Annotated in this window: 21 protein-coding genes; 14 read left to right on the forward strand and 7 right to left on the reverse strand. The window is 66.2% G+C overall.

Going from position 1 to position 26,931, the window contains the following annotated elements; translation table 11 throughout:
• Window positions 1–99 precede the first annotated feature (99 nt).
• Window positions 100–1,236: a PQQ-dependent sugar dehydrogenase gene (locus P24_RS09325; protein WP_008944463.1), complete on the forward strand. Its 1,137-nt coding sequence runs from the start codon at window positions 100–102 to the stop codon at window positions 1,234–1,236.
• 194 nt (window positions 1,237–1,430) lie between these two features.
• Here P24_RS09325 and P24_RS09330 read toward each other — a convergent pair whose 3' ends face one another.
• Window positions 1,431–2,444, reverse strand: coding sequence for a metal-dependent hydrolase (locus P24_RS09330; RefSeq protein WP_008944464.1), 1,014 nt, complete (start codon window positions 2,442–2,444; stop codon window positions 1,431–1,433).
• A 174-nt stretch (window positions 2,445–2,618) separates the two neighbouring features.
• Between P24_RS09330 and P24_RS09335 the strand changes: the two genes are divergently transcribed.
• Window positions 2,619–4,520: a propionyl-CoA synthetase gene (locus P24_RS09335; RefSeq protein WP_008944465.1), complete on the forward strand. Its 1,902-nt coding sequence runs from the start codon at window positions 2,619–2,621 to the stop codon at window positions 4,518–4,520.
• A 10-nt stretch (window positions 4,521–4,530) separates the two neighbouring features.
• Here the strand turns inward: P24_RS09335 and P24_RS09340 are convergent, their stop codons facing one another.
• Together P24_RS09340 and P24_RS09345 are read right to left on the reverse strand one after the other, a co-directional pair.
• Window positions 4,531–5,961: a PleD family two-component system response regulator gene (locus tag P24_RS09340; protein WP_008944466.1), complete on the reverse strand. Its 1,431-nt coding sequence runs from the start codon at window positions 5,959–5,961 to the stop codon at window positions 4,531–4,533.
• 6 nt (window positions 5,962–5,967) lie between these two features.
• Window positions 5,968–6,333 carry a response regulator gene (locus tag P24_RS09345; RefSeq protein ID WP_008944467.1) on the reverse strand — a complete coding sequence of 122 codons (366 nt, stop codon included), beginning with the start codon at window positions 6,331–6,333 and terminating at the stop codon, window positions 5,968–5,970.
• Between the two features lie 153 nt (window positions 6,334–6,486).
• On the opposite strand from P24_RS09345, the gene P24_RS09350 reads away from it, so the two are divergent.
• The 3 genes from P24_RS09350 (at window position 6,487) to P24_RS09360 (ending at window position 10,576) form a co-directional block, all read left to right on the forward strand.
• Window positions 6,487–7,404, forward strand: coding sequence for an ROK family protein (locus P24_RS09350; protein WP_008944468.1), 918 nt, complete (start codon window positions 6,487–6,489; stop codon window positions 7,402–7,404).
• Entirely contained in the window at window positions 7,401–8,669 is a 1,269-nt protein-coding gene (locus P24_RS09355; protein WP_008944469.1) for a DNA polymerase IV, read from the forward strand. Before P24_RS09350 ends, P24_RS09355 begins: the two co-directional genes overlap by 4 nt.
• 281 nt (window positions 8,670–8,950) lie before the next feature.
• Window positions 8,951–10,576, forward strand: coding sequence for an acyl-CoA synthetase (locus P24_RS09360; protein ID WP_008944470.1), 1,626 nt, complete (start codon window positions 8,951–8,953; stop codon window positions 10,574–10,576).
• Between the two features lie 222 nt (window positions 10,577–10,798).
• Here the strand turns inward: P24_RS09360 and P24_RS09365 are convergent, their stop codons facing one another.
• Genes P24_RS09365 through P24_RS09375 form a run of 3 tightly spaced genes read right to left on the reverse strand, consistent with a single transcriptional unit; the run spans window position 10,799 to window position 15,095 of the window.
• Window positions 10,799–12,808, reverse strand: coding sequence for an acetyl/propionyl/methylcrotonyl-CoA carboxylase subunit alpha (locus tag P24_RS09365; RefSeq protein ID WP_008944471.1), 2,010 nt, complete (start codon window positions 12,806–12,808; stop codon window positions 10,799–10,801).
• A complete protein-coding gene (locus P24_RS09370; RefSeq protein ID WP_008944472.1) occupies window positions 12,805–13,596 on the reverse strand; it encodes an enoyl-CoA hydratase/isomerase family protein in 792 nt (263 codons plus the stop codon). The genes P24_RS09365 and P24_RS09370 overlap by 4 nt, the downstream gene beginning before the upstream one ends.
• A gap of 17 nt (window positions 13,597–13,613) precedes the next feature.
• The gene (locus P24_RS09375) at window positions 13,614–15,095 is read right to left on the reverse strand and encodes a leucyl aminopeptidase (protein ID WP_008944473.1); all 1,482 of its coding nucleotides are present in this window, start codon (window positions 15,093–15,095) and stop codon (window positions 13,614–13,616) included.
• A 242-nt stretch (window positions 15,096–15,337) separates the two neighbouring features.
• Between P24_RS09375 and lptF the strand changes: the two genes are divergently transcribed.
• The 9 genes from lptF to P24_RS09420 all read left to right on the forward strand — a co-directional run bounded on the left by lptF (window position 15,338) and on the right by P24_RS09420 (window position 25,917).
• A complete protein-coding gene (gene lptF / locus P24_RS09380) occupies window positions 15,338–16,456 on the forward strand; it encodes an LPS export ABC transporter permease LptF (RefSeq protein ID WP_008944474.1) in 1,119 nt (372 codons plus the stop codon).
• 3 nt (window positions 16,457–16,459) lie between these two features.
• Window positions 16,460–17,569, forward strand: a complete 1,110-nt coding sequence (gene lptG, locus P24_RS09385) for an LPS export ABC transporter permease LptG (RefSeq protein WP_008944475.1) — start codon at window positions 16,460–16,462, stop codon at window positions 17,567–17,569.
• A gap of 34 nt (window positions 17,570–17,603) precedes the next feature.
• Complete coding sequence (locus tag P24_RS09390) at window positions 17,604–19,766, forward strand: LPS-assembly protein LptD (protein ID WP_008944476.1); 2,163 nt, start codon at window positions 17,604–17,606, stop codon at window positions 19,764–19,766.
• 121 nt (window positions 19,767–19,887) lie between these two features.
• Complete coding sequence (locus P24_RS09395) at window positions 19,888–21,177, forward strand: peptidylprolyl isomerase (RefSeq protein ID WP_008944477.1); 1,290 nt, start codon at window positions 19,888–19,890, stop codon at window positions 21,175–21,177.
• 4 nt (window positions 21,178–21,181) lie between these two features.
• On the forward strand, window positions 21,182–22,198 hold the full coding sequence (gene pdxA / locus P24_RS09400) for a 4-hydroxythreonine-4-phosphate dehydrogenase PdxA (RefSeq protein ID WP_008944478.1): 1,017 nt from the start codon (window positions 21,182–21,184) through the stop codon (window positions 22,196–22,198).
• Window positions 22,179–23,042, forward strand: a complete 864-nt coding sequence (gene rsmA, locus P24_RS09405; protein ID WP_051013117.1) for a 16S rRNA (adenine(1518)-N(6)/adenine(1519)-N(6))-dimethyltransferase RsmA — start codon at window positions 22,179–22,181, stop codon at window positions 23,040–23,042. Before pdxA ends, rsmA begins: the two co-directional genes overlap by 20 nt.
• 97 nt (window positions 23,043–23,139) lie before the next feature.
• Window positions 23,140–24,048, forward strand: coding sequence for a hydroxymethylglutaryl-CoA lyase (locus tag P24_RS09410; protein ID WP_008944480.1), 909 nt, complete (start codon window positions 23,140–23,142; stop codon window positions 24,046–24,048).
• A gap of 2 nt (window positions 24,049–24,050) precedes the next feature.
• Window positions 24,051–25,454 carry an SLC13 family permease gene (locus P24_RS09415; protein WP_008944481.1) on the forward strand — a complete coding sequence of 468 codons (1,404 nt, stop codon included), beginning with the start codon at window positions 24,051–24,053 and terminating at the stop codon, window positions 25,452–25,454.
• A 28-nt stretch (window positions 25,455–25,482) separates the two neighbouring features.
• Complete coding sequence (locus P24_RS09420) at window positions 25,483–25,917, forward strand: DUF1489 family protein (protein ID WP_008944482.1); 435 nt, start codon at window positions 25,483–25,485, stop codon at window positions 25,915–25,917.
• A 2-nt stretch (window positions 25,918–25,919) separates the two neighbouring features.
• On the opposite strand, the gene P24_RS09425 is transcribed toward P24_RS09420, so the two are convergent.
• Complete coding sequence (locus tag P24_RS09425; RefSeq protein WP_008944483.1) at window positions 25,920–26,438, reverse strand: hypothetical protein; 519 nt, start codon at window positions 26,436–26,438, stop codon at window positions 25,920–25,922.
• Window positions 26,439–26,931: the final 493 nt, after the last annotated feature.

A 26,931-nucleotide genomic window follows, 5' to 3' on the forward strand; every position in this document is an offset into this window, starting at 1 on the left:
ACGCATAGGACAGCGTCAGGCCGGCGGGTTGACCGGTGGGAATGTGCCCCCACCTCAGAAAGGCACCCCAGAGACGGGGACATGGTTCAAGGAGAGACGATGCGCCTGCCCCAATACGCCGTTTTCTGCGCCGTCCTGTTGCTGGCACTCCCCGCCGATGCCCAGCAGGCGCAGCGTTTCTCCACGCAGAAGGCGGATATCCTCGTCGAGACCGTGGCGCGCGGGCTGGAGAATCCATGGTCGCTGGCCTTCCTGCCGGACGGGCGCATGCTGGTGACGGAACGGCCGGGCCGGCTGCGCCTGATCGGGCGCGGCGGGGCGGTCTCCGCACCGCTGGAAGGCACGCCGGAAGTCTTTGCCAGCGGGCAGGGCGGGCTGCTCGACGTGATCCTGGGGCCGGATTTCGAGACCAGCCGGCTGATCTATATGAGCTTTGCCGAACCGGGGGAGGGCGGCGCCAACGGTACGGCAGTGGCGCGCGGCCGGCTGTCACCCGACGGGCGGCGTATTGAGGGGCTGGAGGTCATCTTCAGCCAGAAGCCGAAGATCAGCAGCCGGCTGCATTTCGGCTCCCGCCTCGCCTTCGGGACGGATGGTACGCTCTATGCCACGACGGGCGAGCGTTTCGGCAACCGCGACATGGCGCAGGGGCTCGACAATCATCTGGGCAAGGTCATCCGCATCAATCCGGATGGCAGCGTGCCGGCGGATAATCCTTTCGTTGGCCAGGCGGGCGCCCTGCCGGAAATCTTCTCCTACGGCCACCGCAACCCGCAGGGCATGACCGTGCATCCGGTGACCGGCCGGCTGTGGCTGCACGAGCATGGCGCGCGCGGCGGCGACGAGATCAACCTGCCGGAAGCCGGCAAGAATTACGGCTGGCCGGTCATCAGCTATGGCGTGCACTATTCCGGCGCGAAGATCGGCGAGGGAACGACGAAGCCCGGCATGGAACAGCCTATCCATTACTGGGACCCGTCCATCGCCCCCAGCGGCATGGCCTTCTATCATCAGGGTGCGATACCAGCCTGGGAGGGCAATCTGTTCGTCGGCGCGCTGGCCGGGCAGCATCTCGCCCGGCTGGAGATCGAGGGCGAGCGCGTGACCAGCCAGGAAAAGCTGCTGGGCGCGCTTGGCGCGCGCTTCCGCGATGTCCGCATGGGGCCGGACGGCCATCTCTATGCGCTGACCGATTCCGACGAGGGCCGGTTGCTGAGGATCAGGCCGGCGCGGTAGCAGCGCCGCTTTTCTTTGTACCCCCGATGCCCCTGTATTTCCCTCTCCCCCCTGCGGGAGAGGGTTGCGCAGCCTTATCGGGGCATCAGCCGAGATTAGGCGAAGCTGGGTGAGGGGGAATCCCACAGAGTAAGCTACCCCTCACCCGGTTCGCTGACGCTCACCACCCTCTCCCGCAAGGGGAGAGGGTTCCTCTACTCCGTCCGTACCGCGCTTTCGTCGAGGATACGCCGCCACAGCCAGGAAAGCTGCGAGGCGTCGTTCACCCGTTCCAGCTGCTTTGCCGGCACCATGCCGGTGACCGGGCTGTTGCGCTCCGCGATCTTGAAGGTGAAGACGTAGTTTGGCTCCACCCCCATGCGCAGATCGGTCAGCAGCACGTCGTGGCCTTTGGCGCTGAGCGCGTAATAGCCGCGGCTGAAGGCGGCGACCTTCTCGACCGGCGTGCGGTCCGGCAGGTCTGCTTCCAGCGCCATGCCGCGCGGGTGGACATGCAGCGGTGCCGCCGCTTGCTCATCGAAGATCGAGCGATAGACATTCACATAGCGGTCGCCATCGATGGCCAGCCCGCGCCACAGCAGGCTGTTGAAGGGCATCGGGATCATCGTCAGCCGCTCATAGCCCTGTCCGGCTTCGGCCAGCGCCTGCTTCACCTTGGTCTCGGCGATGCCCTGGGCGGCAAGGGTCCAGCCCAGATAGGCAGTGCTGAGGATCAGCGCTGTGGTGGCGGTGCGGCGCAACCTTGCCCCCCAGCCGCCGGCAATCAGCCCGGCGATCATCGCCACCAGCAGCGGCAGCGTATAGAGCGGGTCGATGATGAAGATGGAGGAGATACTGACCGGCACGTCGGAGACCGGCCAGAAGATGCGCGTACCATAGGTGGTGAAGGCATCCAGCAGCGCATGTGTCACCAGGATCAGCCAGACCCCCAGATAACAGGCCAGACGCGAGTCCTTCAGCCGGGAATCCAGGCGGCGCAGCCCTTCCGCCAGCAGTGGCGACAGCGCGGTCAGCACGAACAGCGAATGGCTGAAGCCGCGATGCGTCACGAAGGCGTCGATCGGGTCGGCCGAGGGCAGGAGGACATCGAGGTCGGGCAGGGTGCCCAACAGGCCGCCGACAAGGATCGCCCGGCGCGCGCCGATGCGGGGGGCGAGGGCAACCGCGCCGATGGTGGCGCCAAGGGCGAACTGGGTGACGCTGTCCATGCTGTATCCGGGATGAAGGAGACGACTTGCCATAAATGTGCGGCGCACCCCGAATGGCAAGGGCGGGCCACTCTTGGACAAGCAGCCGCCTTGCCTGTCTCCGCCGCGTTACGCAATATATCCGGGCCTGCTGATGCGGGCGGGAGGAAAACGCCACAAAAAAAGGCGGACGACATGTCTGGGCGCTATGACGATATCCATCGCCGGTCCCTCGCGGACCCTGACGCATTCTGGGGCGAGGCGGCGGAGCATATTCACTGGTTCCGGCGGTGGGACCGCGTGCTGGACCATGACCGGCCGCCTTTCACCCGCTGGTTCGTCGGGGGCGAGACAAACATCGCCTATAATGCGCTGGACCGCCATGTCGCGGCGGGCCGGGGCGACCAGGCCGCCCTGCTCTATGAAAGCCCGGTCACCAACACGGAATTGCGGCTGACCTACCGGCAGCTGCGCGACCGGGTGGCGCTGTTCGCCGGTGCGCTGGCCGCGAAAGGTGTAGTCAAGGGCGATCGGGTGGTCATCTACATGCCGATGGTGCCGGAGGCGGTGGTCGCCATGCTGGCCTGCGTGCGGCTGGGGGCCATTCATTCCGTGGTGTTCGGCGGCTTCGCGGCGAACGAGCTGGCGACCCGCATCGACGATGCCAGGCCGAAGCTGATCGTCTCAGCCTCCTGCGGCATCGAAGGGCAGAAGGTCATCCCCTACAAGCCGTTGCTGGACGCCGCCATCGACAAGGCGAGCCACAAGCCCGACGCCTGCATCATCCTGCAGCGGTCGATGGAGAAAGCGGCACTGAAGCCCGGCCGGGACACTGACTGGCAGGAAGCTGTCGCCGCCGCCAAGCCCGCCGATTGCGTGCCGGTGAAGGCGACCGACCCGTCCTACATCCTCTACACTTCCGGCACCACCGGCATCCCCAAGGGCGTGGTGCGCGACACTGGCGGCCACATGGTGGCGCTGCGCTGGTCGATGGAGAATATCTACGCCATGAAACCGGGCGAGGTGTGGTGGACCGCCTCCGATGTCGGCTGGGTGGTTGGTCATTCCTACATCGTCTATGCGCCGCTGCTGCATGGCCTCACCACCATCCTGTACGAGGGCAAGCCGGTCGGCACGCCCGACGCGGCGGCGTTCTGGCGGGTAATCGCCAAGCATGGCGCGGTGGCGCTGTTCACCGCCCCCACCGCCTTCCGCGCGATCCGAAAGGAAGACCCGGAGGGCAGTCTGATCGGCCAGCACGATCTGTCGGAGTTCCGCACCCTGTTCCTGGCCGGGGAGCGCTGCGACCCGAACACGCTGGAATGGGCGGAGGAGAAGCTGGGGGTGCCGGTCATCGACCATTGGTGGCAGACCGAGACCGGCTGGCCGATCTGTGCGAACTGCATGGGTATCGAGCGGTTTCCGGTGAAGCCGGGCAGCGCCACCAAGCCGGTGCCTGGCTGGAACGTGCAGGTGGTGGATGCCCATGCGCAGCCGGTGAAACGCGGCGAGATCGGCGCGCTGGTGATGAAGCTGCCGCTGCCGCCGGGTAGCCTGCAGACGCTCTGGCACAATGATGCCGGGTTCGAGAAATCCTACATGTCGGACTATCCCGGCCACTACAAGACCGGCGATGCCGGCTATATCGACGAGGATGGCTATGTCTTCGTGATGAGCCGCACCGACGACATCATCAATGTCGCCGGCCATCGCCTGTCCACCGGCGCGATGGAGGAGGTGCTGGCGCGCCATCCCGACGTGGCGGAATGCGCTGTGATCGGCGTCGCCGACGCGCTGAAGGGTCAGCTGCCGCTGGGCATGATGGTTCTGAAGGCCGGTGTCAGCCGCCCGCATGAGGAGATCGCGCGCGAGGTGGTGCAGATGGTGCGCGAGGCTATCGGCCCGGTCGCCGCCTTCAAGACCGCGCTGGTGGTGGACCGCCTTCCCAAGACCCGGTCCGGCAAGATATTGCGCGGCACCATGCAGAAGATCGCCGATGGCGAGAGCTATCGCATGCCGGCGACCATCGACGATCCGGCGATCCTGTCGGAAATCGGCGGCCGGCTGAACGATGCCGGCTATCCGCAGAAGGAATGAGTGGCGGCGCTCACTCCGCGCTGAGCGGCCGTTCCTGCCCGCCGGGCATCGTCATCGACGGGTCGTAGAGCCGCACGGCATTGCGCCCGGAATTCTTCGCGGCATAGAGCGCCATATCGGCCCGGCGCAGCAGTTCGGTCGGATCGACCTGCGCCCATTCCTCGTCATCCTGCTTGCTGGCGATGCCGATGCTGACGGTGATCGGGATGTCCACATTGCCTTCCGGCGCGTGGAAGGTCTCGCCGGCGATGCGGCTGCGCAGCCGTTCGGCAACGCGTTCGGCAATCGCGCGGTCGGCGTCCGGCATGACGATGACGAACTCCTCGCCGCCCAGCCGGGCGACAAGGTCGAAATTGCGCACATTCTTCATGATCCGGTCGGCCAGTTCGCGCAGCACGGCATCGCCCGCGCTGTGGCCATGCTGGTCGTTCACCTGCTTGAAATAGTCGATATCCATCAGCAGGATCGACATGTCCTTGTGGCTGTCGCCGCTGCGTGCGGTCAGCCCCTTCAGATGGCTGTAGAGATAGCGCCGGTTATAGAGGCCGGTCAGACTGTCGGTCAGCGCCAGCGACAGGCTCTGCTGGTAGTTCTCGCGCAGCCGGTCCTGATAGCGCCGCCGGCGGATCTGCGTGCGCACGCGCGCCAGCAGCTCGTTACGGTCGATCGGCTTCAGCAGATAATCGTTCACGCCGATATCCATCGCCTTGGCGATGCGCTGCATCTCGTCTTCCTCGGCGACCAGCAGGATGGGCAGCTGGCGGCTCTTCTCCTGCGCGCGCAGCTGCGAGCAGAACCGCAAGGCATCGTCGCCATTCAGGGCGAGGCTGGTGATGACCAGATCGTGGCAGCCATTGCGCACCGCTTCCAGACCGGCGGCGGCGGTGGCCGCCGTCTCGATATTGTCGGAATCGATCTGCAGCACTTCCTTGATGTTGGCGATGTCGATGGAGTTGTCCTCCACGATCAGCACCGAGGCGCGCCGCACATCGACGGCTTCGGAGCCTGCGCCCAGCATCAGACCCAGCTGGTGCGAGGTTTCCTCGCGCAGGCGCAGCTCGTCGGTCATCGTCTTCAGCCGGATCAGCGAGCGCACGCGCGCGAACAGCGCGATGTCGTTCACCGGCTTGGTCAGGAAATCGTCGGCGCCCGCCTCCAGCCCGCGCACGCGGTCGCTGGCATCGGACAGGGCGGTCACCATGACGACCGGGATGTGGTGGGTGGTGGCTTCCGCCTTCAGCCGGCGGCAGGTCTCGAACCCGTCCATGCCCGGCATCATCACGTCCAGCAGGATCAGGTCAGGGGAATCGCCCGCGGCGAGGCGCAGCGCGTCGCTGCCGTTGGTCGCACTGATGACGTCGAAATATTCCGCCGACAGCTTGGCTTCCAGCAGGCGGATATTCGGTGCGACATCATCGACAACTAGGACACGGCCGGGCATAGCACGTCAGTTCAAGAATTTCTGGACGGTCTCAAGAAAGTTCTGCACCGAAATAGGCTTGGCGATGTAGGCCTCGCAGCCGCCCTCGCGAATCTTTTCCTCATCGCCCTTCATGGCGAAGGCGGTGACCGCGATCACCGGGATCGCCTTCAGCCGGTCATCCTCCTTGATCCATTTTGTGACTTCCAGCCCGGATACCTCCGGCAGCTGGATATCCATCAGGATCAGGTCGGGGCGCTTGTCACGGGCGATTTTCAGCGCTTCCATGCCGTCCCTGGTCTGCAGGATATTATAGCCGTGTGCCTCGAGCAGATCATGAAACAGTTTCATGTTCAGCTCGTTGTCCTCGACGATCAGCACGGTCTTCGCCATTGTCCCCCCAGTCATGCGCGACCCGACGCCCTGTCCCCTTCGAAGAGACGGATATTTATGAACGCGAAGGTCAGCTTACAGTAGATTTTACGTAAGACCATCAAGCTTTTCTGACGAAAAAAGACGCTATGCGGTGGATAGGGAAATAGGGCGATGCGGATCGGGATCGATCTGGGCGGCACGAAAATCGAGATCGCGGCCCTGGACGAGGCGGATGGCGCGGTGCTGGCGCGCGAGCGTATCGCGACACCGCGCGGCGATTATGACGCGACCATCGCCGCCATCCGCGATCTGGTGGCCGGCATGGAGGCCAGGCTGGGCCGGGGTGGCACCGTCGGCATCGGCGTTCCGGGCGCGATCTCCCCGGCCAGCGGGCTGGTGAAGAACGCCAACTCGACCTGGCTGATCGGCCGGCCCTTCGACCGCGATCTGGAGGTGGCACTGGGCCGCCCGGTGCGGTTGGCCAACGATGCCAACTGCTTTGCCCTGTCGGAGGCGGTGGACGGGTCCGCCGCCGGTGCCGCGATCATGTTCGGCGTTATCCTTGGCACCGGGGTCGGCGGCGGCATCGTCGTGAATGGCCGGGTGCTGACCGGGGCGAACGCGATCTCCGGCGAATGGGGGCATAATCCGCTGCCCTGGCCCGAAGATACCGAAAGGCCGGGGCCAGCCTGCTATTGCGGTCGTCATGGCTGTATCGAGACCTTCCTGTCCGGGCCGGGCCTCGCCGCCGATCACCAGCGCGCCACCGGCACCGCGATGAGCGCGGAGGATGTCGTGGCGGCGGCAGCGGGGGGCGATGCAGCGGCGGAAGCGACCATGCGCCGCTATGAGGACCGGCTGGCCCGCGCGCTGGCGCATCTGGTCAATATCCTGGACCCTGAGGTGATCGTGCTGGGTGGCGGCCTGTCGGGCCTGCCGCGCCTCTATGAGGCGGTGCCGCGCCTGTGGGGGCGGTACATCTTCTCCGACCATGTGGCGACCCGCCTGCTGTCGCCGGTGCATGGCGATGCCGGCGGCGTGCGCGGCGCGGCCTGGCTGTGGCCCCCGGAACGGAACGACCGCAGATGACAGGGCTGTGCCGGGAGTGCGGCCATGTACTGCCGGAGAGTTGGGCGGCGCCGCGCTGCCCCGCCTGCGGCTCGCCGCGGCTGATCCGCCATGCCGAACTGGACACGCTGTCCATCGCGCATCTGGATTGTGACGCCTTCTATGCCAGCGTGGAAAAGCGCGACGATCCCAGCTTGCGGGACCGGCCGGTGCTGATCGGCGGCGGCAAGCGCGGCGTCGTCTCGGCGGCCTGCTACATCGCCCGCATCTATGGCTGTCGCTCGGCCATGCCGATGTTCAAGGCGCTGAAACTGTGCCCCGACGCCGTGGTCATCAAGCCGAACATGGAGAAGTACAGCGCCGTCGGGCGGCAGGTCCGCGCGCTGATGCTGGACACCACGCCGCTGGTGCAGCCGCTGTCAATCGACGAGGCATTCCTCGATTTGTCGGGGACGGAGAAGCTGCACAAGGGCAGCCCGGCGCACACGCTGGTCCTGCTGGTGCGGCGCATCGAGCGGGAGATCGGCATCACCGTCTCCATCGGCCTCAGCTATAACAAGTTCCTGGCGAAGATCGCCTCCGACCTCGACAAGCCGCGCGGCTTCGCCATCGTCGGCAAGACCGAGGCGCGGGACTTCCTGGCCCGCCAGCCGGTCTCGCTGATCTGGGGTGTCGGGCAGAGCCTGCAGGCGCGGCTGGTGAAGGATGGCATCACCCATATCGCGCAGCTGCAGGAGCTGGACGAGCGCACGCTGATCGCCCGCTACGGCGCGATGGGGCAGCGGCTGTTCCATTTCGCGCGCGGCATCGATGATCGCAAGGTGGAGCCGGAACGCGAAACCAAGAGCATCTCCGCCGAGACCACTTTCGATGATGATATCGCAGACCCGGAGGCGCTGCGCCCGATCCTGTGGCGGCTGTCGGAGAAGCTGGCGAAACGGCTGAAGGGCGAAGGCTTTGCCGCCGCCGGCATCACGCTGAAGCTGAAGACGGCGGATTTCCGGCTGCTGACCCGCAGCCGCCGGCTCGACAGCCCGACCCTGCTGGCCGAACGGCTCTATCGCGCTGCCCTGTCGCTGCTGGAGAAGGAGGCGACGGGCACCTCCTTCCGGCTGATCGGCATTGGCGCCAGCGCGCTGGCCGACCCCGCCGATGCCGATCCGCCCGATCTGGTCGATCCCGACCGCGAGCGGCAGAAGAAGATCGAGGGCGCGATGGACGCGGTGCGCAAGAAGCTGGGCGATGCGGCCATCCTGAAGGGACGGGGCTTTCCGGGGAAACGGTAGACTTACCTCTTCTCACTGCATGTCATTCCCGGCCTTGTGCCGGGAATCCAGGCCTCCGCTTACTCGACCATCGATCCAGTGGGCTGAAATCTGGACCCCCGGGACAAGCCCGGGGGTGACGGCCTGTATTAGTGGTGCCTGTCCGGGGATAGGAATTAAATCGACATCGGGTAAAGGCGTGGCCTGTCGGGCAAACGGTAGGCGCGCCCCGCATTGCCAGCGCCGCCGCCGCCCGCTAGCCTTGCCGGCAAAGAAGAATCAACACAGGGCAGGAAGCGAGCATGACGAACCCCTATGCGCGGGATATGGACAAGAACGCGGCCAACTACACGCCGCTCTCCCCACTGTCCTTTCTGGAGCGCACGGCTTCGGTCTACCCCGACCGTATCGGCGTGGTGCATGGAACGCTGAAACGAACCTGGCGGGAAATCTACCGGCGCAGCCGGCGGCTGGCCTCTGCACTGGCGCAGCATGGCATCGGTAAGGGCGACACGGTGGCGGTCATGGCGCCCAACGTGCCGGAGATGGTGGAATGCCATTTCGGCGTGCCGATGGCGGGCGCCGTGCTGAACGCGCTGAACACAAGGCTGGATGCGGCCACCATCGCCTTCATCCTGGAGCACGGCGAGGCGAAGGTGCTGATCACCGACCGGGAATTCGCGGGCACCATCGCCGCCGCCCTGAAGCAGGTGCGGGTCCGGCCGCTGGTGATCGATATCGACGATCCGCTCTATGACGGGCCGGGCGAGCATCTGGGCAGCCTGGATTACGAAGCCTTCATCGCCGATGGCGACCCGGATTTCGCCTGGCACTTGCCGGCGGATGAATGGGACGCGATCTCGCTGAACTATACCTCCGGCACCACGGGCGATCCGAAGGGCGTGGTCTATCACCATCGCGGCGCCTATCTGAACGCGCTGGGCAATGTGCTGGCCTGGAACATGCCGCGCCATGCCGTCTATCTGTGGACGCTGCCGATGTTCCACTGCAATGGCTGGTGCTTCCCCTGGACGGTGACCGCCCAGGCCGGCACCCATGTCTGCCTGCGCCGGGTGGAGGCGAAGGCGATCTACGATGCCTTTGCCGATCATGGCGTCACCCATCTGTGCGGCGCCCCCATCGTCATGGGACTGCTGGTGAACGCGAAGCCGGAGGAGCGGCGCGACTTCCCGCAGCAGGTGGAGATGATGACCGCCGCCGCCCCGCCGCCGGCCAGCATCATCCAGGGCATGGAGGCGCTGGGCATCAAGGTCACCCACGTCTATGGGCTGACCGAGGTCTATGGCCCGGTGGTGGTCTGCGCCTGGCAGCCGGAATGGGATACCCTGCCGGTGGAGGAGCAGGCCCGCATCAAGGCGCGCCAGGGGGTGAATTATCCGGTGCTGGAAGGGCTCATGGTGGCGGACCCGGAGACGCTGGCCCCGGTGCCGGCGGATGCGGCGACCATGGGCGAGGTGTTCATGCGCGGCAATGTCGTCATGAAGGGGTATCTGAAGAACCCGGCCGCGACCGAAAAGGCGTTCAGGGGCGGCTGGTTCCATACCGGCGATCTGGGCGTGCTGCACCCGGACGGTTATGTCGAGCTGAAGGACCGGTCCAAGGACATCATCATTTCCGGCGGCGAGAACATCTCCACCATCGAGGTGGAAGGCGTGCTCTACCGCCATCCCGCCGTGATGGAGGCCGCCGTGGTCGCAAGGCCGGACGAGAAATGGGGCGAGACCCCGTGCGCCTTCGTCAACCCGAAGCCGGGGCAGAGCGTCACCGAGGCGGAGATCATCGCCTTCTGCCGGCAGCATCTGGCCGGCTTCAAGGTGCCGAAGACAGTGATCTTTGGCGATTTGCCGAAGACCAGCACCGGCAAGGTGCAGAAATTCGTCCTGCGCGACAAGGCACGGGAATTGTGAGGGGGAGCGTCAATCTCCCCTCACCCAGCCTCGGCTAGGCTCGTTCCTCGCCAAGCCTCGACATCCCTCTCCCCTTCCGGGGCGAGGGATTTCATAAAGGGCTTTTTCCTTTCCCTCGCCCCCTTGGGGGAGAGGGTTGGTGAGCCTTATCGAGCCAAAGGCGAGATTAGGCGAGGCTGGGTGAGGGGGTAACTTTGGGTAGAGAAGTCGGGTCCTACCTTCCTACCCCTTCGCCGGCTCGAAGCGCAGCAGTTCAGCACCTTCCTCGACCAGGTCGCCGGTGCCGTAATGCAGCTCCGCGACGGTGCCGTCGGCGGGGGCGGCGATGGTGTGTTCCATCTTCATCGCCTCCATGACCATCAGGGCGGCGCCCTTGGTGACCTTGGCGCCGGCCTCGATCAGCACCTGCACGATCTTGCCGGGCATCGGCGCGGTGAAGCGCGCGCCGGCCCCCTCGGCCATCGCCTCGGCCTCCAGCAGCGGGTCGATCAGGCTGAGCCGCCGGTCCGGCTGGCCAGCGCCGGGCAGCACCCAGTAATCCAGCCCGTCGCGGATCACCGTTGCCTCGCGGCGCACGCCGTCCAGCAGCACGGTCAGAAGCCCATCCTCCTCGGCCAGAAGCTGGACCGGCATGCTGCCGCCGGGCAGGTCGAGCACGAAGCCATCGCGGCGGAAATGCAGCGTCACCACCCGTTCGGCCTCGCCATCGCGGAAGGCAAGCCGGTGGTGGGCATCGTCATTCAGGCGCCAGCCATCGACACGGTGCCAGGGCGAGAAGGGATCGCCGGAGCGCACGGCTTCCTCCCGTGCCTCGCGGGTGCGGGCGGCCATGAAAGCCAGCGCGGCCAATGCGAGATGGATATCCCCGGCGGGCTGGGCCGGCGGCAGCAGGTCCGCCTCGTGCTCGGCGATGAAGCCGGTATGGACATCGCCGGCGGCAAAGGCGGGATGGCGGGCAAGTGCTGCCAGAAAGCCGATATTGGTGGCAAGCCCGGCAACCCGTGTCGCCTCCAGCGCGCGGGAAAGCCGGTCCAGCGCCTCGGTCCGGTCGGCGCCATGCACGATCAGCTTGGCGATCATCGGATCGTAATGGACGGAGACGCTGTCGCCCTCGCGCACGCCGGTATCGATGCGCACGCCGTCCGTCGGGAAGCGCAGTGCTGCCAGCCTGCCGGTCTGCGGCACGAAATCGCGCGCCGGGTCTTCGGCATAGAGCCGCGCCTCGAAGGCATGGCCGTTGATGCGCAGCTGGTCCTGTGCCAACGGCAAAGGCTCGCCCGACGCGACGCGCAGCTGCCATTCGACAAGGTCGAGGCCGGTGATCGCCTCGGTCACCGGATGCTCCACCTGCAGGCGGGTGTTCATCTCCATGAAGAAGAAGTCGCCCGCCGCATCGACGATGAATTCCACCGTGCCGGCGCCGACATAGGAAATCGCCCTGGCGGCGGCCACGGCGGCGTCGCCCATCTCGCGCCGCCGTGCCTCTGCCATGCCGGGGGCGGGGGCTTCCTCGATCACCTTCTGGTGGCGGCGCTGGACCGAGCAGTCACGCTCGAACAGGTGCAGGCAATTGCCATGGCCATCGGCGAAGATCTGGATTTCGACATGGCGCGGGCGAACCAGATATTTCTCGATCAGCACCTTGTCATCGCCGAAGGAGGCCGAGGCCTCGCGTTTGGCGGAGGCCAGCTGGGCGGCGAAATCGACCGGCTGTTCGACAACCTTCATGCCTTTGCCGCCGCCGCCTGCCGAGGCCTTGATGAGGACGGGATAGCCGATGCGGTTGGCCTGCCTTTCCAGGAAGGCGGGTTCCTGCTTGTCGCCATGATAGCCTGGCACCAGCGGCACCTTGGCCTTTTCCATCAGCTGCTTTGCCGCCGACTTGCTGCCCATCGCCTCGATGGCGCTGGCCGGCGGGCCGACGAAGATGATGCCCGCATCGGCGCAGGCGCGGGCGAAGTCCGCATTTTCCGACAGGAAGCCATAGCCGGGATGAATGGCATCGGCCCCGGCGCGCTTCGCCACATCGAGGATGACATCGCCGCGCAGGTAGGAGTCGCGGGCCGATGCGGCGCCGATGGGCCAGGCCTCGTCGCAGCTTTCCACATGCAGGCTGTCGGCATCGGCCTCGGAATAGACAGCGATGGTGCGGATGCCCAGTCGCCGGGCGGTGCGGGCGATGCGGCAGGCGATCTCGCCGCGGTTGGCGATCAGCAGCGTGCGGATGATCATTCGCTCACCCAGGCCGGCTTGCGTTTCTCCAGAAAGGCGGACAGCCCTTCGCGGCCTTCCTTGCTGGCGCGAATGCGGCCGATGCGCAGCGCCGTCTCGCGCCGGAGGTTGCCGTCGAATTCCAGCCCGTCCACCAGATGCACCAGATCCTTGGCGGCGCGGGTCGCCTCGGGGCCGGATTTCAGGATGGCATCGAGAATGCCGTCCACCGTTGCGTCCAGCTGGTCGGCGGGCACCACCTCATGCACAAGGCCGAGGCGCAGTGCGGTCGCGGCGTCGAACCGCTCCCCGGTCAGGAAATAGCGCCGGGCCTGCCGCGTGCCGATGGCGCGCACCGCATAGGGGCTGATCGCGGCGGGGATGATGCCCAGCCGCACCTCGGAGAAGGCGAAGGTCGCGCTGTCGGCGGCAATCGCGATGTCGCAGCAGGCCACCAGCCCAACGCCGCCGCCCATCGCCGCCCCCTGCACGCGGGCGACCACCGGCATCGGCAGGCGGTCGAGCGCCTCCATCATGTCGGTCAGCGCCAGCGCGTCGGTGAAGTTCTCATGCTCGCCGGAGGCCGCCATGCGGCGCATCCAGTCGAGATCGGCCCCGGCGGAGAAGCTCTTGCCCTCCGAGGTCAGCAGCAGCACGCGGACGAAATCATCCTGCGCCAGCTTCTTGAAGACCGCCGACAGGTCGGCGATCAGCTTCTCGTCGAAGGCGTTGTGGATGTCCGGCCGGTTCAGGCGCAGCACCGCCACGCCGTCCGGCCGCTTCTCGAAGATAAGGGGCTGATCGGTCATGGCGGGATGCTTTCTTTTTACTCGAAATGTGTGGCGACCAGCCGGTCCAGCAGCCGCACGCCGAAGCCGGACGCGCCCTTCGGAACGGTCGGCTTGTCCTTGTAGGCCCAGGCAACGCCGGCAATGTCCAGATGCACCCACGGCACGTCGTTGGTGAAGCGCTTCAGGAACATGGCGGCGGTGATGGAGCCGCCGGGCCGGCCGCCGACATTCTTCATGTCCGCCGCGTCGGTGTTCAGTTCCTTGTCGTAGGCATCGCCGATCGGCATGTGCCAGATCGTCTCGCCGATCTCCTTGCCGCAGCCGGCGATCTGTTCGGCCAGCGTGTCGTCGCTGGCGAACATGCCGGCATGTTCATGGCCCAGCGAGATGATGATGGCACCGGTCAGGGTGGCGAGGTCGATCATGAAGCGCGGCTTGAAGCGGTCCTGGCAATACCACAGGCAGTCGGCGAGCACGAGGCGGCCTTCCGCGTCGGTGTTGATGACCTCGATGGTCTGGCCCGACATGGAGGTGACGATGTCGCCCGGCCGCTGCGCATTGCCGTCCGGCATGTTCTCGACCAGCCCGACGATGCCGATGACATTGGCCTTCGCCTTGCGGCCGGCCAGCGCCTTCATCAGCCCGATGACGGTGCCGGAGCCGCCCATGTCCCACTTCATCTCCTCCATGCCGCCGGCCGGCTTGATGGAGATGCCGCCAGTGTCGAAGGTCACACCCTTGCCGATGAAGGCCAGCGGCTTGTCCTTGGATTTCGGCGCGCCCTTCCACTGCATGATGACCATCTTCGGCTCGCGCACGCTGCCTTGGGCCACGCCCAGCAGCGCGCCCATGCCCAGCTTCTTCATCTCCTTCTGGCCCAGCACCTCGACCTCGACGCCAAGCTCGGCCAGCTTCTTCGCTTCTTCGGCCAGAGTCTCGGGGTAGATGATGTTGCCCGGCTCGGAGACGACATCACGGGTCAGGAACACGCCCTCGGCGATGGCCTCCAGCGGGGCGAACAGCTTCTTCGCGTCGGCGGCGCGCTCGGTCAGCACGGACAGCTTCTTCAGGCTCGGCTTGTCCTCGGCCTTTTCCTTGGTGCGGTACTTGTCGAACCGGTAGCTGCGCAGCATGGCGCCATAGGCCATGTGGGCGGCGATCTCCGCCTCGGAGGCCGGGCCGGCCTCGACCCAGATCGATGCCTCGCTCTCGCCGCTGCCGGCCAGCGCTGCATAGATGCCGCCGCCGGCTTCCTCCGCCCAGCGCGGGGTGATGCCGTCGGTCTTGCCGACGCCGTACAGCAGGATGCGCGAGGCATCAATGCCCGACGGGGCAAGGATGGCCAGGGTCTGGTGCGCCTTGCCGGTGAAGCGGCTGGCGGCCATGGCGCGGGTCAGCGCGCCGCCGGTGCGATGGTCGAGATCGGCCGCCGCCGCGCCCATCGTGCGGTCTTCCAGAATACCGACGACGAGGGCGCCCTTCTTGGGCAGGTCATGCTTCGCGAAACCGATCTTCATCTTCCATTCCCCTTGGGCTTCGGCCATCGATGTTGAACTGCAGGCCAGGGCCAGCCGGCCCCGGCACCTATGGGTCTATAGCACAGCGGCCATCGCCGCTGCAGTCCCCCATACTGCATTACGTAATGGCCCAGAAAACCAGCGAAAAGCCTTTACGGACAGGGTAAACTCGGATACCCCGACAACGAAGCCCCGCCGGGGCAATGAGAAATCGCCCGGAATCCAAGGCAACAGCGCTCAGCATGGTACGTCGCATCGATCGCTACATTGTCCGGCAGCTGGTCGTCGCGATCTTCTTCGTGCTGATCTGCCTGACAGCGGCGATCTGGCTGACGCAGTCGCTGCGCCTCATCGACCTGATCGTCAATCGCGGGCTGCCGATCACCACCTTCCTGTATCTCACTGTGCTGTTGCTGCCGCAATTCCTGGCGCTGGTGCTGCCGGTCGCCTGTTTCGCGGCGATCCTGTTCACCTACAACCGGATGATGAGCGACAGCGAGATGGTGGTGATGTTCGGCTCCGGCGTGGGGCCGTTGTCGCTGGCCCGGCCGGCGCTGGCCTGTGCGTTGGGCGTGACCGTCATCGGCTATGCCATCATGCTGTACTTCATGCCGGCGGCCTATCGCGACTTCAAGGATCTGCAGTTCCAGATCCGCAACAATTATTCCAACGTGCTGCTGCGCGAGGGTGTGTTCACCAGCGTCGGCGACCGGCTGACCGTGTTCATCCGCCAGCAGAACAGCGACGGCCAGCTGTTCGGCATCCTGATCCATGATGGGCGCGACCCGGCCAATCCGGAAACGCTGATTGCCGAGCAGGGCGCGCTGGTCATCACCGACGAGGGGCCTCGCGTGGTGATGGTGAACGGCAACCGCCAGACGCGTGACACGCAGGGCCGCCAGACCACGCTGTATTTCGACCGTTACACCGTCGAGATCGGCACCATGCAGCAGGAATTCGCCGGGCGCTGGCGCGAACCGCGCGAGCGTTTCCTGATGGAGCTGCTGGCAGAAAGCGACAATCCCGACGATGTGCGCTTCCGCAACCGGCTGATCACCGAGGTGCATAACCGGCTGGCCAGCCCGCTGCTGACCATCGGCTTCGCCATGATCGGGCTGGCGGCACTGTTCAGCGGTGAGTTCTCGCGCCGCGGGCGCACCGCGCGCCTGCTGGCCGCGGTGGTCATCATGCTGGCCTGCCAGGCGCTTTATTTTGCCGCCATGTCGCTGGCGCAACGCAATGTCGCGGCGGTCGGGCTGCTCTATCTGCCGTCGCTGCTGCCGTTGGTGCTCGGGCTCTATGTACTGGTGCGCCGGCGGCGGCGACCGCCGGCCTATGCCGATCCGGCGACGGCGGGCTGACCGATGGCTGCGATGCGAACCCGCCTTTCCCTGACGCTGTCGCTCTATTTCGCGCGGAATTTCCTGCTGCAATTCGCGGGCGTGTTCCTGTCGATCCTGCTGGTCGTACTGATCGGCGATACGGTGGAACTGCTGCGCCGCTCCGCCTCGCACGAGGATGTGGGGCTGCAGACCGTGCTGGCCATGGCGCTGCTGAAGCAGCCGAACATGGCGCAGATCATCCTGCCCTTCGCCATGCTGTTCGCGGCCCTGCTGTCCTTCACAAGGCTGACGCGGACGCAGGAGCTTGTGGTCACCCGCGCGGCCGGCATCTCGGTCTGGCAGTTCCTGTTTCCGGCGCTGATGTGCGCGCTGCTGATCGGCGGATTCCGGGTAACCCTGTTCAACCCGTTCGCCTCGATCCTGACGGCACGCTACGAGTTCCTGGAGCGCACGCATCTGGACTGGAGCAGCAATCTGCTGGCGGTGTCGGATACCGGACTGTGGCTGCGGCAATCGACGCCGGACGGCAGCTCTATCCTGCATGCCCAGGGGGTGGACCAGACCAGCCAGGAATTCCAGGGCATCATCGTCTTCCTCTATAACAAGGAAGAACGCTTCACCGGACGCATCGACGCCATGCGCGGGCGTCTGGTGCCCGGCGCCTGGGAATTCAGCGATGTGTCGATCCGCGACGAGGGGCAACAGGCCCGGCTGCTGGAGAGCTACCGGCTGCCCACCGACCTGACGCTGGAGAACCTGCAGGAAAGCTTCGCCGCGCCGGAAACCATGTCGTTCTGGGAGCTGCCGCGTTTCATCGAGATTCTGGAACATGCCGGCTTCTCCGCGCAGAAGCACAGGCTTTACCTGCATTCGCTGCTGGCCAGCCCGTTTCTGCTGTGCGCGATGGTGCTGGTGGCGGCGACCTTCTCGCTCAGGCTCACCCGGCATGGCGGAACGCTCGCCATCGCATCCGGCGGCTTGCTTGTTGGCTTCATTCTGTATTTCTTTAGCGACCTGATCTATGCGCTCGGCCTGTCCGGACGTATTCCCGTGACCCTGTCCGCCTGGACGCCGGCGACTGTCAGCCTGCTGTTCGGGGTGTCCATGCTGTTCCATCTGGAGGATGGCTGATCCCGTGCCGCGCCGCCGATTTGCTCTTCCCCTGATGCTTGCCCTGGGCGCGCTGCTGCTGGCGCCGGGGATCGGGCATGCCCAGCAGCAGGGCCAGACCGCGCAGCAGGAAGAACCGCCGGTCCTGTTTACCGCCGACCAGATGGAGTATGACGAGACGCTGATGACGGTCACCGCGCGCGGCAATGTCGAGCTGTCGCAGAATGACCGTGTGCTGCGCGCCGATGTCGTGACGTACAACCAGAAGACCGACATCGTGACGGCAACCGGCAATGTCGTGCTGGTGGAGCCGAGCGGCGAGGTGGCCTTCGCCGACTACGCCGAACTGACCGGCGACCTGCGCGACGGCTTCATCGACCAGCTGCGCGTCCTGCTGACCGACAATTCCCGCCTGGCCGCCAATAGCGCCCGGCGCATCGACGGTAACCGCAAGGAGATGGAGCGGGCGGTCTATTCGCCCTGCGACCTGTGCGCCAAGGACCCGACGCGCCCGCCGCTGTGGCAGATGAAGGCGCGCCGCGTTGTGCATGACGAGGAGACGAAGGACCTCGTCTATAACGACGCGGTGATGGAGATTGCGGGCTTCCCGGTCGCCTACCTGCCCTATTTCAGCCATCCGGACCCGACGGTGGACCGGCGCAGCGGCGTGCTGGTGCCGCGCATCGGCTATTCGGACGATCTGGGCGCGGTGCTGGGCGTGCCCTACTATTATACCTTCTCACCGCAGAACGACATGACCGTGGAGCCGATCTACATGTCGGAGGAGGGCGGCATGCTGCTGGGCGAGTACCGTCACCGCTTCTATTTCGGGGAGGTCACGCTGGCCGGCAGCCTTGGCTATCTCGATGAGCGCGAGGTCGGGCGGGAAACCGGCGACCAGGTCGCCAAGGGCCATATCGACAGCGAGGGCATCTTTCACCTGACCGACCGCTGGCGTGCCGGCTTCGATGTGGAGCGGGTCAGCGACCGCACCTATCTGAAGCGCTACCGGCTGGATTCGCGCGACGTGCTGACCAGCCGCGTCTATGCCGAGCGTTTCGCGCCGATGGCCTATACCTCGGTCGCCTCCTATTCCTTCCAGGGCCTGCGCTCTTTCGACGTGGATGAGCAGATGCCGCTCGTCGCCCCCTATGCGCAGCACCGCATGCGCACCGCGCCGGACCCGAATGGCAGCTATTTCTCGCTGGATGCGACCGCCCTGTCGCTGACGCGGGAGATTGGCGCCGACAGCCGGCGCGTCTCCTTCCTGTCCGGCTGGCACCTGCCCTATTACGCGCCGTCAGGCGAGATCTACACGCTATCGGCCACGGTGCAGACCGACTTGTATTCGGTGGATGATCTGGCTGATCCGACGAACCCGAACCGCGACCTCAGCGGCGAGACGGGGCGCGTCTTCCCGCAGGTTAGCCTGGGCTGGCGCTATCCCTTCGTGCGCGATGCGGGATCGGTCCGCCAGCTGGTCGAGCCGATCGTGAATTTCGTTGCCAGCCCGAATGGCAGCAACCCGGACGACATCGCCAACGAGGACAGCCAGGCGCTGATCTTCGATGCGACCAACCTGTTCCGCTCTAACCGCTATTCCGGCACCGACCGGGTGTCCAGCGGCACGCGCGTCGATTACGGCATGAATTTCGGCCTGTATGGCGATGGCGGGGGGCATAGCAGCCTGTTCCTGGGGCAGAGCTACCGGCTGCGCGAGGACACCACCTATGACCGCGGCACCGGGCTTGAGGATAATTTCTCCGACTATGTCGGGCGCCTGCAGATTTCGCCCTCGCGCTATTTCGACCTGGTCTATCGCTTCCGGCTGGACCATGAGGCGCTGGACGTCACCCGCAACGAGCTGTCGCTCTATGGCGGGCCGCAGCGTTTCCGCGTGAACCTGAATTATGTGAAGCTGCCCGAGCAGGCGGAGACGCCGGAATTCGGCAAGCGCGAGGAAATCTCCGGCGGGTTCGTCTCACAGATCGACCGCAACTGGCGGTTCGGCTCGCGCGTCGTGCGCGAAATGGGCGACGATGCCGGCATGCGCGAGGTCCAGGCGACGCTGGCCTATGCCGACGAATGCCTGCTGATCGGCGTCAGCTACCGCAAGACCTTCACCAACGATGTCGGGCTGGAGCCAGATAACAGCATCTTCTTCCGCATCGAATTCAAGAATCTCGGCGCCATCGGCAGCAACCAGTCCCTTTTCTGATGCCTGGGACCATTCGCCACCCTACTGTGCGCATGTCGCGACTTGCACCGAATCGATTGCAGGGATACCTGTGCTAGCCATGATGCATCGACTGTTCCGACCCTCCCTTGCAGTAATGTCCATGAACGCGCTTACCCGGCGCCTGGTGGGCGGGCTGCTCTGCCTGTGCATGGCCGTCGGGCTGACGCTTGGCAGCGCCCAGCCGGCCCCGGCGCAGAGCGGCAGCCTGCGGATCGCCGCCGTGGTGAATGACGAGATCATCTCGCTGTTCGACCTGGAGGTGCGGCTGTCCCTGACGCTGCTGGGCGCCAGCCTGCCCAACACGCGGGAGAACCGGCAGCGCCTTGCCGGGCAGGTGCTGCGCGCCATGATCGACGAGAAGCTGCAGATGCAGGAGGCCAAGCGCATCGGCATCACGGTATCCGACCAGGAGATCGCGGAGGCGATCCGCCGTATCGAGATGCAGAACCAGATGCCGCAGGGGGGGCTCGACCGGATGCTGGCCGGGCAGAATATCCCCCGGCAGACGTTGGAGGAACAGTTGCGGGCCGCCCTGGCCTGGCGCCGCGTCGTCGCCCGCCGCTTTTCCAGCGGAGCCGAGATCAGCGACGAGGAGATCAACGAGCAGCTGGCGCAGATCGAGGCGCGGCGCGGCCAGCCGGAAGTGCTGGTGAAGGAGATCCTGCTGCCGGTGGATACGCCCGAACGCGAGGCCGAGGTCCGCAGCTTCGCCGAGCGGCTGGTGTCGCAGTACCGCGAGGGCGCTCCCTTCGAGGGGCTGGCCCAGCAGTTCAGCCAGAGTGCGTCGGCCCGTGTCGGCGGCGATATCGGCTGGATCGGCGCGGATGCGCTGGATGAGCCGCTGGCCCAGGCCATTGCCGATCTGCCGGCGGGACAGATCACCGAGCCGATCCGCACCGTTCTTGGCTTCTATATCCTAAAGGTCGAGGATCGCCGCATCCGTGAGCAGGCACCGCCCAGCGATGCCATGGTGTCGCTGCGCCAGATCGCCCTGCCGGTGCCGCTCGATGCCCCGCCGGAGCGCCTGCAGGAAGTTGCCGGCCGCATGCGTGAAGCCGTCGCCCAGACCGCGGGGTGCGAGACCCTGCCTGATGTCGCGAAGAGCCTCGACGCGCCCGCCCCCATAGATCTGGGCCGTGTCCGCCAGGGTGACCTGTCGCCGGCGATCCGCGATGCGGTCGCCACCGTCGAGGTTGGCAAGGCCAGCGCGCCGGTGCCGCTGCCCGGCGGTGTCTCCGTCTTTGTCGTCTGCGACCGTGAGTCGGTGATGAGCGACCTGCCCTCGCGCCCGGAAATCCGCCAGCGCCTGGAAAACGAGAAGCTGGAAGTGCTGGCGCGCCGGCTGATGCGCGACCTGAAGCGGGCGGCCTTCATCGATATACGGATTTGACGCCATGTCCATGCCGGCTGCCCTGCCGCTCGCCCTGACCATGGGCGAACCCGCCGGGATCGCGGGCGAGATCGCGCTGAAGGCCTGGCTCCGGCGGAATGAGGGGATGGCCCCGTTCTTCCTGCTGGACGATCCCGACCGGATGACGGCGCTGGCGGCCAAGGTCGGATTCGATGTACCGATTGCGACCATTGACGGGCCGGAAGAAGCACCGGGCGTGTTTGCCACGGCCCTGCCGGTGCTGCCGGAACCGCTGGCCGTGCCGGTTACGCCGGGCCGGCCCGATCCGGCCAATGCGGCGGCGGTGATTCGCGCCATCGACCGCGCGGTCGAACTGGTGCAGGCGGGCCGGGCCGGGGCGGTGGTCACCAACCCGATCCAGAAGCAGACGCTCTATCAGGCGGGCTTCACCCATGCCGGCCATACCGACTATCTGGCGCATCTGGCTGGCGGGGTCGAGGTCGTGATGATGCTGGCCTGCCCGCAGCTGCGCGTCGTGCCGGTGACGGTGCATGTGCCGCTGGCTGCGGTGCCGGGTCTGCTGACGACGGAGCTGATTGTCAGTGCCGCGCGGATCACCGCGGCGGGCTTGCTGCGCGATTTCGGGATATCCGCACCCCGCCTCGCGGTCGCTGGCCTCAATCCGCATGCCGGGGAGGGGGGCACCATCGGGCGTGAGGATATCGACATCGTCGCGCCCGCCATTGCTGCATTGCAGGCGGAAGGGATCGCGGCCTTCGGCCCGCTGTCCGCCGACACGCTGTTCCATGAAGAGGCACGGCGCACCTATGACGCGGCCCTGTGCATGTATCACGATCAGGCGCTGATCCCGATCAAGACGCTGGATTTCCACGGCGGCGTGAATGTGACGCTGGGCCTGCCCTTCATCCGCACCTCGCCGGACCATGGCACGGCACTGGATCTCGCCGGCACCGGCAGGGCGAATGAATCCAGCCTGCTGGCCGCGCTGCGCATGGCCGGCGAGATGGCGGCCCGCCATCATGGATCGGGCAATGGATGAGGTGCAGGCGGCGGTCGCCGCGCTGCCGCCGCTGCGCGAGGTGATCGCCGCCAACGATCTCGGCGCCAAGAAGCAGCTTGGCCAGAATTTCCTGCTCGACCTGAACCTGACCGGCCGCATCGCGCGATCGGCCGGCGATCTGACGCAAGGCACGGTGATCGAGGTCGGACCGGGGCCGGGCGGGCTGACCCGCGCGCTGTTGCTGGCCGGTGCCCGGCGCGTCGTTGCCATAGAGCGCGATCCGCGCTGCATCGCGGCCTTGCAGCCACTGGTCGAGGCCGCCGCTGGGCGGCTGACGCTGATCGAGGCCGATGCGCTGACCGTCGATATCGCCACGCTGGGGCCGGCGCCGCGCCGCATCGTCGCCAACCTGCCCTATAATGTGGCGACGCCGCTGCTGATGGGCTGGCTCGATGCGCTACCAGAGCTTCAGAGCATGACCCTGATGTTCCAGAAGGAGGTGGCGGAGCGGCTGCGTGCCGGCCATGGCGAGGAAGCCTATGGCAGGCTGTCCGTCATCGTGCAATGGCTGTGCGCGGCGGACCTGCTGTTCGATATTCCGCCGCGCGCCTTCACCCCGCCGCCGAAGGTCACCTCCAGCGTCGTGCATCTGGTGCCGCGCGCGCAGCCGCTGGCCCCGGCGGAGAAGAACCTGCTGGAGCGGGTGACGGCGGCGGCCTTCGGGCAGCGCCGCAAGATGCTGCGGCAGAGCCTGAAAAGTCTCGGTACCGATCCGCTTGCCCTGCTGGCGGCAGCCAGCATCGAGCCGACGCTGCGGGCCGAGCAGCTGTCGATTGCGCAGTTCTGCGCGCTGGCCGAAGCCCTTCGGAGCGCCGGCCGCTAGTCCGCTCAGCGGCATGGCAGCGTCCGTGCATTGCCGGTGGTGAAGCGCTCACGCTTGGTCCTAGAATGCCGCCAAAACGATAGCGAGGATGACAGCCATGGCCTTTCCCGCCCGTGTGAAGATCGTTGAGGTCGGCCCGCGCGACGGGCTGCAGAACGAACAGCAGCCGGTGCCCGCCAGCGTGAAGATCGAACTGATCGACCGGCTGAGCGATGCCGGCCTGCCGGTCATCGAATCGGGCAGCTTCGTCTCGCCGAAATGGGTGCCGCAGATGGCCGGCAGCGCCGAGGTGATGGCCGGCATCCGGCGCAAGCAGGGCGTCTCCTATCCGGTGCTGGTGCCGAACATGAAGGGGCTGGAGGGTGCGCTGGCCGCCGGGGTGGAGGAAATCGCCATCTTCGGTGCCGTCACCGAGAGCTTCTCGCAAAGAAATATCAACTGCTCCATCGCCGAGAGCCTGGACCGCTTCCGTCCGGTGGCGGAACGCGCGCTCGCGGAGGGGCTAAGGGTACGCGGCTATCTCTCCTGCGTGCTGGGCTGCCCCTATGAGGGCGAGGTCGCGCCCGATGTGGTGGCCGGCCTTGCCGCCGATCTGATGGCGATGGGCTGCTACGAGGTGTCGCTGGGCGATACCATTGGCGTCGGCACGCCGGGCAAGGCGGCAGCGCTGGTCGAGCGAGTGGCGCACGAGGTGCCGATGGACCGGCTGGCGGTGCATTTCCACGATACCTATGGCCAGGCGCTGGCCAATATCTATGCTGCACTCGATCTCGGTGTTGCCGTTCTGGACAGCTCGGTCGCCGGGCTGGGCGGCTGCCCCTATGCCAAGGGGGCCAGCGGCAATGTCGCGACCGAGGATGTCGTCTATATGCTGAACGGGCTGGGTATCGAGACCGGGGTTGATCTGGATGCGCTGGTCGATGCCGCGCTGTTCATCTCGCAGGCGCTGGGCCGGCCGCCTTCGTCCCGGGTGACCTGCGCGATCTCCGGCAAGCGGGCGGCCTGAGCATGGCGTCTGCCCTGAGGCAACGCGCGCCGGCCCTGCTGGTGCTGGCGGCGGCGCTGCTGGTGCTGTTCCTGCCGGCCCCGGAGGGTGCGCCCGCCGGCTTTTCCGCCGCCGCCGCGCTGACCATCTTCGCCATCGGCTTCTGGGCGGTCGGCGCGCTGCCGGAATATCTGACGGCGGTGTGCTTCTTCCTGCTGGCGATGATCTTCAAGGTGGCGCCGGCCAATGTGGTGTTCTCCGGCTTCGAGGCCGGCGCGCTGTGGCTGGTGTTCGGTGGCCTGATCATCGCCGCCGGGGTGCAGCGCACCGGGCTCGGCCGGCGCATCGCGGAGCTGCTGGTCGGCAAGCTGGCCGGCTCCTATCCCCGCATCATCACCGGCGTGGTGCTGGTGTCGCTGGCGCTCGCCTTCCTGATGCCCTCCACCATGGGGCGGGTGCTGCTGCTGGTGCCGATCTTCCTGGCGCTGGCCGACCGGATGGGGTTCGAACCCGGCAGCAATGGCCGTACCGGCATGGTGGTGGCGGTGGCGCTGTCCAGCTTCCTGGGTCCGGCGGCGATCCTGCCGGCCAATGTGCCGAACAATGTGCTGGCGGGCGCCGCCGAGGCCTATCACGGCCTCACCATCACCTATTTCGACTATCTGCTGCTGCATTTCCCGGTGCTGGGTGTGTTGAAATCGGCGCTGCTGGTCTGGCTGATCTGCCGCATCTTCCCGGACCGCGTGCATGCCGAGCTGCCGCCGTTGGGAGAACGCACGAAGCTGAGCGGCGAGGAACGCAACCTCGCCATCATCCTGGGGCTGGCACTGGCCTTCTTCGTCACCGACACGCTGCATGGCATCTCGCCGGCCTGGATTTCGCTGGCCGCCGGCGTGGCCTGCCTGCTGCCGATGATCGCCATCGTCACGCCGCAGGGCTTCCGCACCGATGTGCAGATGGGGCCGCTGTTCTATGTCGCCGGCATCCTCGGGCTGGGGGCGCTGGTGGCGACCAGCGGCGTCGGCGATTTCCTGTCCCGGCTGCTGCTCGACGCCGTGCATCTGGAAGACGGGGCGGATGCCTATAATTTCTTCGCCCTGTCGGCCATCGGCATGGTGCTGGGCATGGTGGCGACGATGCCGGGCATCCCGGCCATCCTGTCGCCCATTGCCGGCGACATCGCCGCCGTCACCGGCATGACGCTGGATCAGGTGCTGATGCTGCAGGTGCTGGGCTTTTCCACCCTGGTGCTGCCCTATCAGGTGCCGCCGGTGCTGGTGGCGCTGCAGGTCGGCGGCGTGCCGGTCGGCCAGGCGGCCAGGGTCACTTTGCCGCTGGTGGCGCTGACCTGGGTGCTGCTGATCCCGCTCGATTATCTGTGGTGGGTGGCGCTGGGCGAACTGTCGTTGCCCAGCTTCCTTCTATAGACTTTCTGTTATAGGGACCGGTCATTTCATGCCGCTCAATCTCATCAAGCTGTGCGTCGGCATCGACGAGCTTGCGGAACTGCGCGACTGGCAGGCCCAGCGTCTGGCGCGCATGCGCGCCGCCAGTGAGACGCCGCAGCTGCGCCATGTGACGCGCAGCTGGCCGCGCCGGGCGGACGAGGTGCTGGAGGGCGGCTCGCTCTACTGGGTGATAAAGGGCATCATCCGGGCGCGCCAGCCGATAACCGGCTTCGAGGAGGTGCTGGACCCGCAGGAAGGCATCCGGCGCTGCGCCATCCTGCTGGCCGAGGAGCTGGTGGAGACCGAGGCACGGCCCTGCCGCGCCTTCCAGGGCTGGCGCTATCTGGAGGCGAAGGACGCGCCGGCCGACCGCAAGGGGGGCGGCGACAGCGACCTGCCGGCAGAGATGGAGGCCGAACTCCGCGCGCTCGGTATTCTGTAGCCCTATTTGGAGGAATGCTTGTAGGGCGAGACGGTGAAATCGACGATGCTGGAGCTGCTGCCGCTCGGCTGCAGGGTGATCGTCGCGATCCGGCCGCCGCGCGAATAGGTCATGGTGGTGACCGAGGAGCGCACCACGGTGATGCGCTCCCAGCTGAAATTCGGCATTTCGCGCTCGTAGAAGGAATACATCTCGGTCAGCGGATAGCTGGTGGTCAGCGCCAGGCGCCCGATCCAGCCATCCTCCGCCCCCAGGATGATGGTCTTGTCCAGATCCATGCGCGCATTCGCCGGCACCGGCACATCGCTGAACTGGGAGAAGGCCGGCGGCGGGGTCGGGCTGCCATTCTTGCTGTCGCCGGAGGTTGGCGCCGAGGTCCGCACCGTCTTGCTGCCGCCGCCCAGCGTATCGAGGGTGCAGCCCGAAAGGGCGGTGCCAAGGGTGAAAAGAGACAGGGCGAAAATGGTGCCGATGGGGCGACTGGCGGCACGGCTGGCGAAAAGGGCGGTCGGAAGGCGCATGCGTTTTGATCTCCTGCTCTTGCGGCCGGGCCACAATCCTGTTCGCTGGTTCGATGCGGCCTACTATACACCGTGGGTCGGCCATCATCATGCCTCAAATTGTAGAGAATTTTTCCCGGTGTAAAGAAAATGAAAATTGAGTCTGGACAAGCCGGACCAGCCTCTCTATATCTCCGCCCGCCACGGCGATGGCGGCCTTCTCGAAAGGGCGCTGCCGGGGTGGGAGAGAAAAAAAACGCTTGCGCGATCAGGCATCTCTCTCTAAGGTCACTTCTCCGCTGCGGCGCAAGCTGCCTCGCGGAAAACGCCATCACAAATCGCTTCGGTGCGGCCGGCGCCTAATTTGCCGGGGGTGATGGTGTCGCTCATTGACAAGTGAATATTCTGAGAAGGGATGCGTGGGCGGCGGCCTGTATGAGCTTAGCTGTCTGTCGTATCCTGGAAGATGATGTTTCTGGTTGGGTTTCGGCCTGGCTGGGAATGTCAGCTCTAT

The sequence above is a fragment of the Oceanibaculum indicum P24 genome (assembly GCF_000299935.1).
Taxonomy (GTDB): Bacteria; Pseudomonadota; Alphaproteobacteria; order Oceanibaculales; family Oceanibaculaceae; genus Oceanibaculum; species Oceanibaculum indicum.

Excerpts from the sequence above, each read along its gene's own strand:
- P24_RS09325 (WP_008944463.1), top strand. The coding sequence starts at position 100 with ATGCGCCTGCCCCAATACGCCGTTTTCTGCGCCGTCCTGTTGCTGGCA.
- P24_RS09330 (WP_008944464.1), bottom strand. The coding sequence starts at position 2,444 with ATGGACAGCGTCACCCAGTTCGCCCTTGGCGCCACCATCGGCGCGGTT.
- P24_RS09335 (WP_008944465.1), top strand. The coding sequence starts at position 2,619 with ATGTCTGGGCGCTATGACGATATCCATCGCCGGTCCCTCGCGGACCCT.
- P24_RS09340 (WP_008944466.1), bottom strand. The coding sequence starts at position 5,961 with ATGCCCGGCCGTGTCCTAGTTGTCGATGATGTCGCACCGAATATCCGC.
- P24_RS09345 (WP_008944467.1), bottom strand. The coding sequence starts at position 6,333 with ATGGCGAAGACCGTGCTGATCGTCGAGGACAACGAGCTGAACATGAAA.
- P24_RS09350 (WP_008944468.1), top strand. The coding sequence starts at position 6,487 with ATGCGGATCGGGATCGATCTGGGCGGCACGAAAATCGAGATCGCGGCC.
- P24_RS09355 (WP_008944469.1), top strand. The coding sequence starts at position 7,401 with ATGACAGGGCTGTGCCGGGAGTGCGGCCATGTACTGCCGGAGAGTTGG.
- P24_RS09360 (WP_008944470.1), top strand. The coding sequence starts at position 8,951 with ATGACGAACCCCTATGCGCGGGATATGGACAAGAACGCGGCCAACTAC.
- P24_RS09365 (WP_008944471.1), bottom strand. The coding sequence starts at position 12,808 with ATGATCATCCGCACGCTGCTGATCGCCAACCGCGGCGAGATCGCCTGC.
- P24_RS09370 (WP_008944472.1), bottom strand. The coding sequence starts at position 13,596 with ATGACCGATCAGCCCCTTATCTTCGAGAAGCGGCCGGACGGCGTGGCG.
- P24_RS09375 (WP_008944473.1), bottom strand. The coding sequence starts at position 15,095 with ATGAAGATCGGTTTCGCGAAGCATGACCTGCCCAAGAAGGGCGCCCTC.
- lptF (WP_008944474.1), top strand. The coding sequence starts at position 15,338 with ATGGTACGTCGCATCGATCGCTACATTGTCCGGCAGCTGGTCGTCGCG.
- lptG (WP_008944475.1), top strand. The coding sequence starts at position 16,460 with ATGGCTGCGATGCGAACCCGCCTTTCCCTGACGCTGTCGCTCTATTTC.
- P24_RS09390 (WP_008944476.1), top strand. The coding sequence starts at position 17,604 with ATGCTTGCCCTGGGCGCGCTGCTGCTGGCGCCGGGGATCGGGCATGCC.
- P24_RS09395 (WP_008944477.1), top strand. The coding sequence starts at position 19,888 with ATGAACGCGCTTACCCGGCGCCTGGTGGGCGGGCTGCTCTGCCTGTGC.
- pdxA (WP_008944478.1), top strand. The coding sequence starts at position 21,182 with ATGTCCATGCCGGCTGCCCTGCCGCTCGCCCTGACCATGGGCGAACCC.
- rsmA (WP_051013117.1), top strand. The coding sequence starts at position 22,179 with ATGGATCGGGCAATGGATGAGGTGCAGGCGGCGGTCGCCGCGCTGCCG.
- P24_RS09410 (WP_008944480.1), top strand. The coding sequence starts at position 23,140 with ATGGCCTTTCCCGCCCGTGTGAAGATCGTTGAGGTCGGCCCGCGCGAC.
- P24_RS09415 (WP_008944481.1), top strand. The coding sequence starts at position 24,051 with ATGGCGTCTGCCCTGAGGCAACGCGCGCCGGCCCTGCTGGTGCTGGCG.
- P24_RS09420 (WP_008944482.1), top strand. The coding sequence starts at position 25,483 with ATGCCGCTCAATCTCATCAAGCTGTGCGTCGGCATCGACGAGCTTGCG.
- P24_RS09425 (WP_008944483.1), bottom strand. The coding sequence starts at position 26,438 with ATGCGCCTTCCGACCGCCCTTTTCGCCAGCCGTGCCGCCAGTCGCCCC.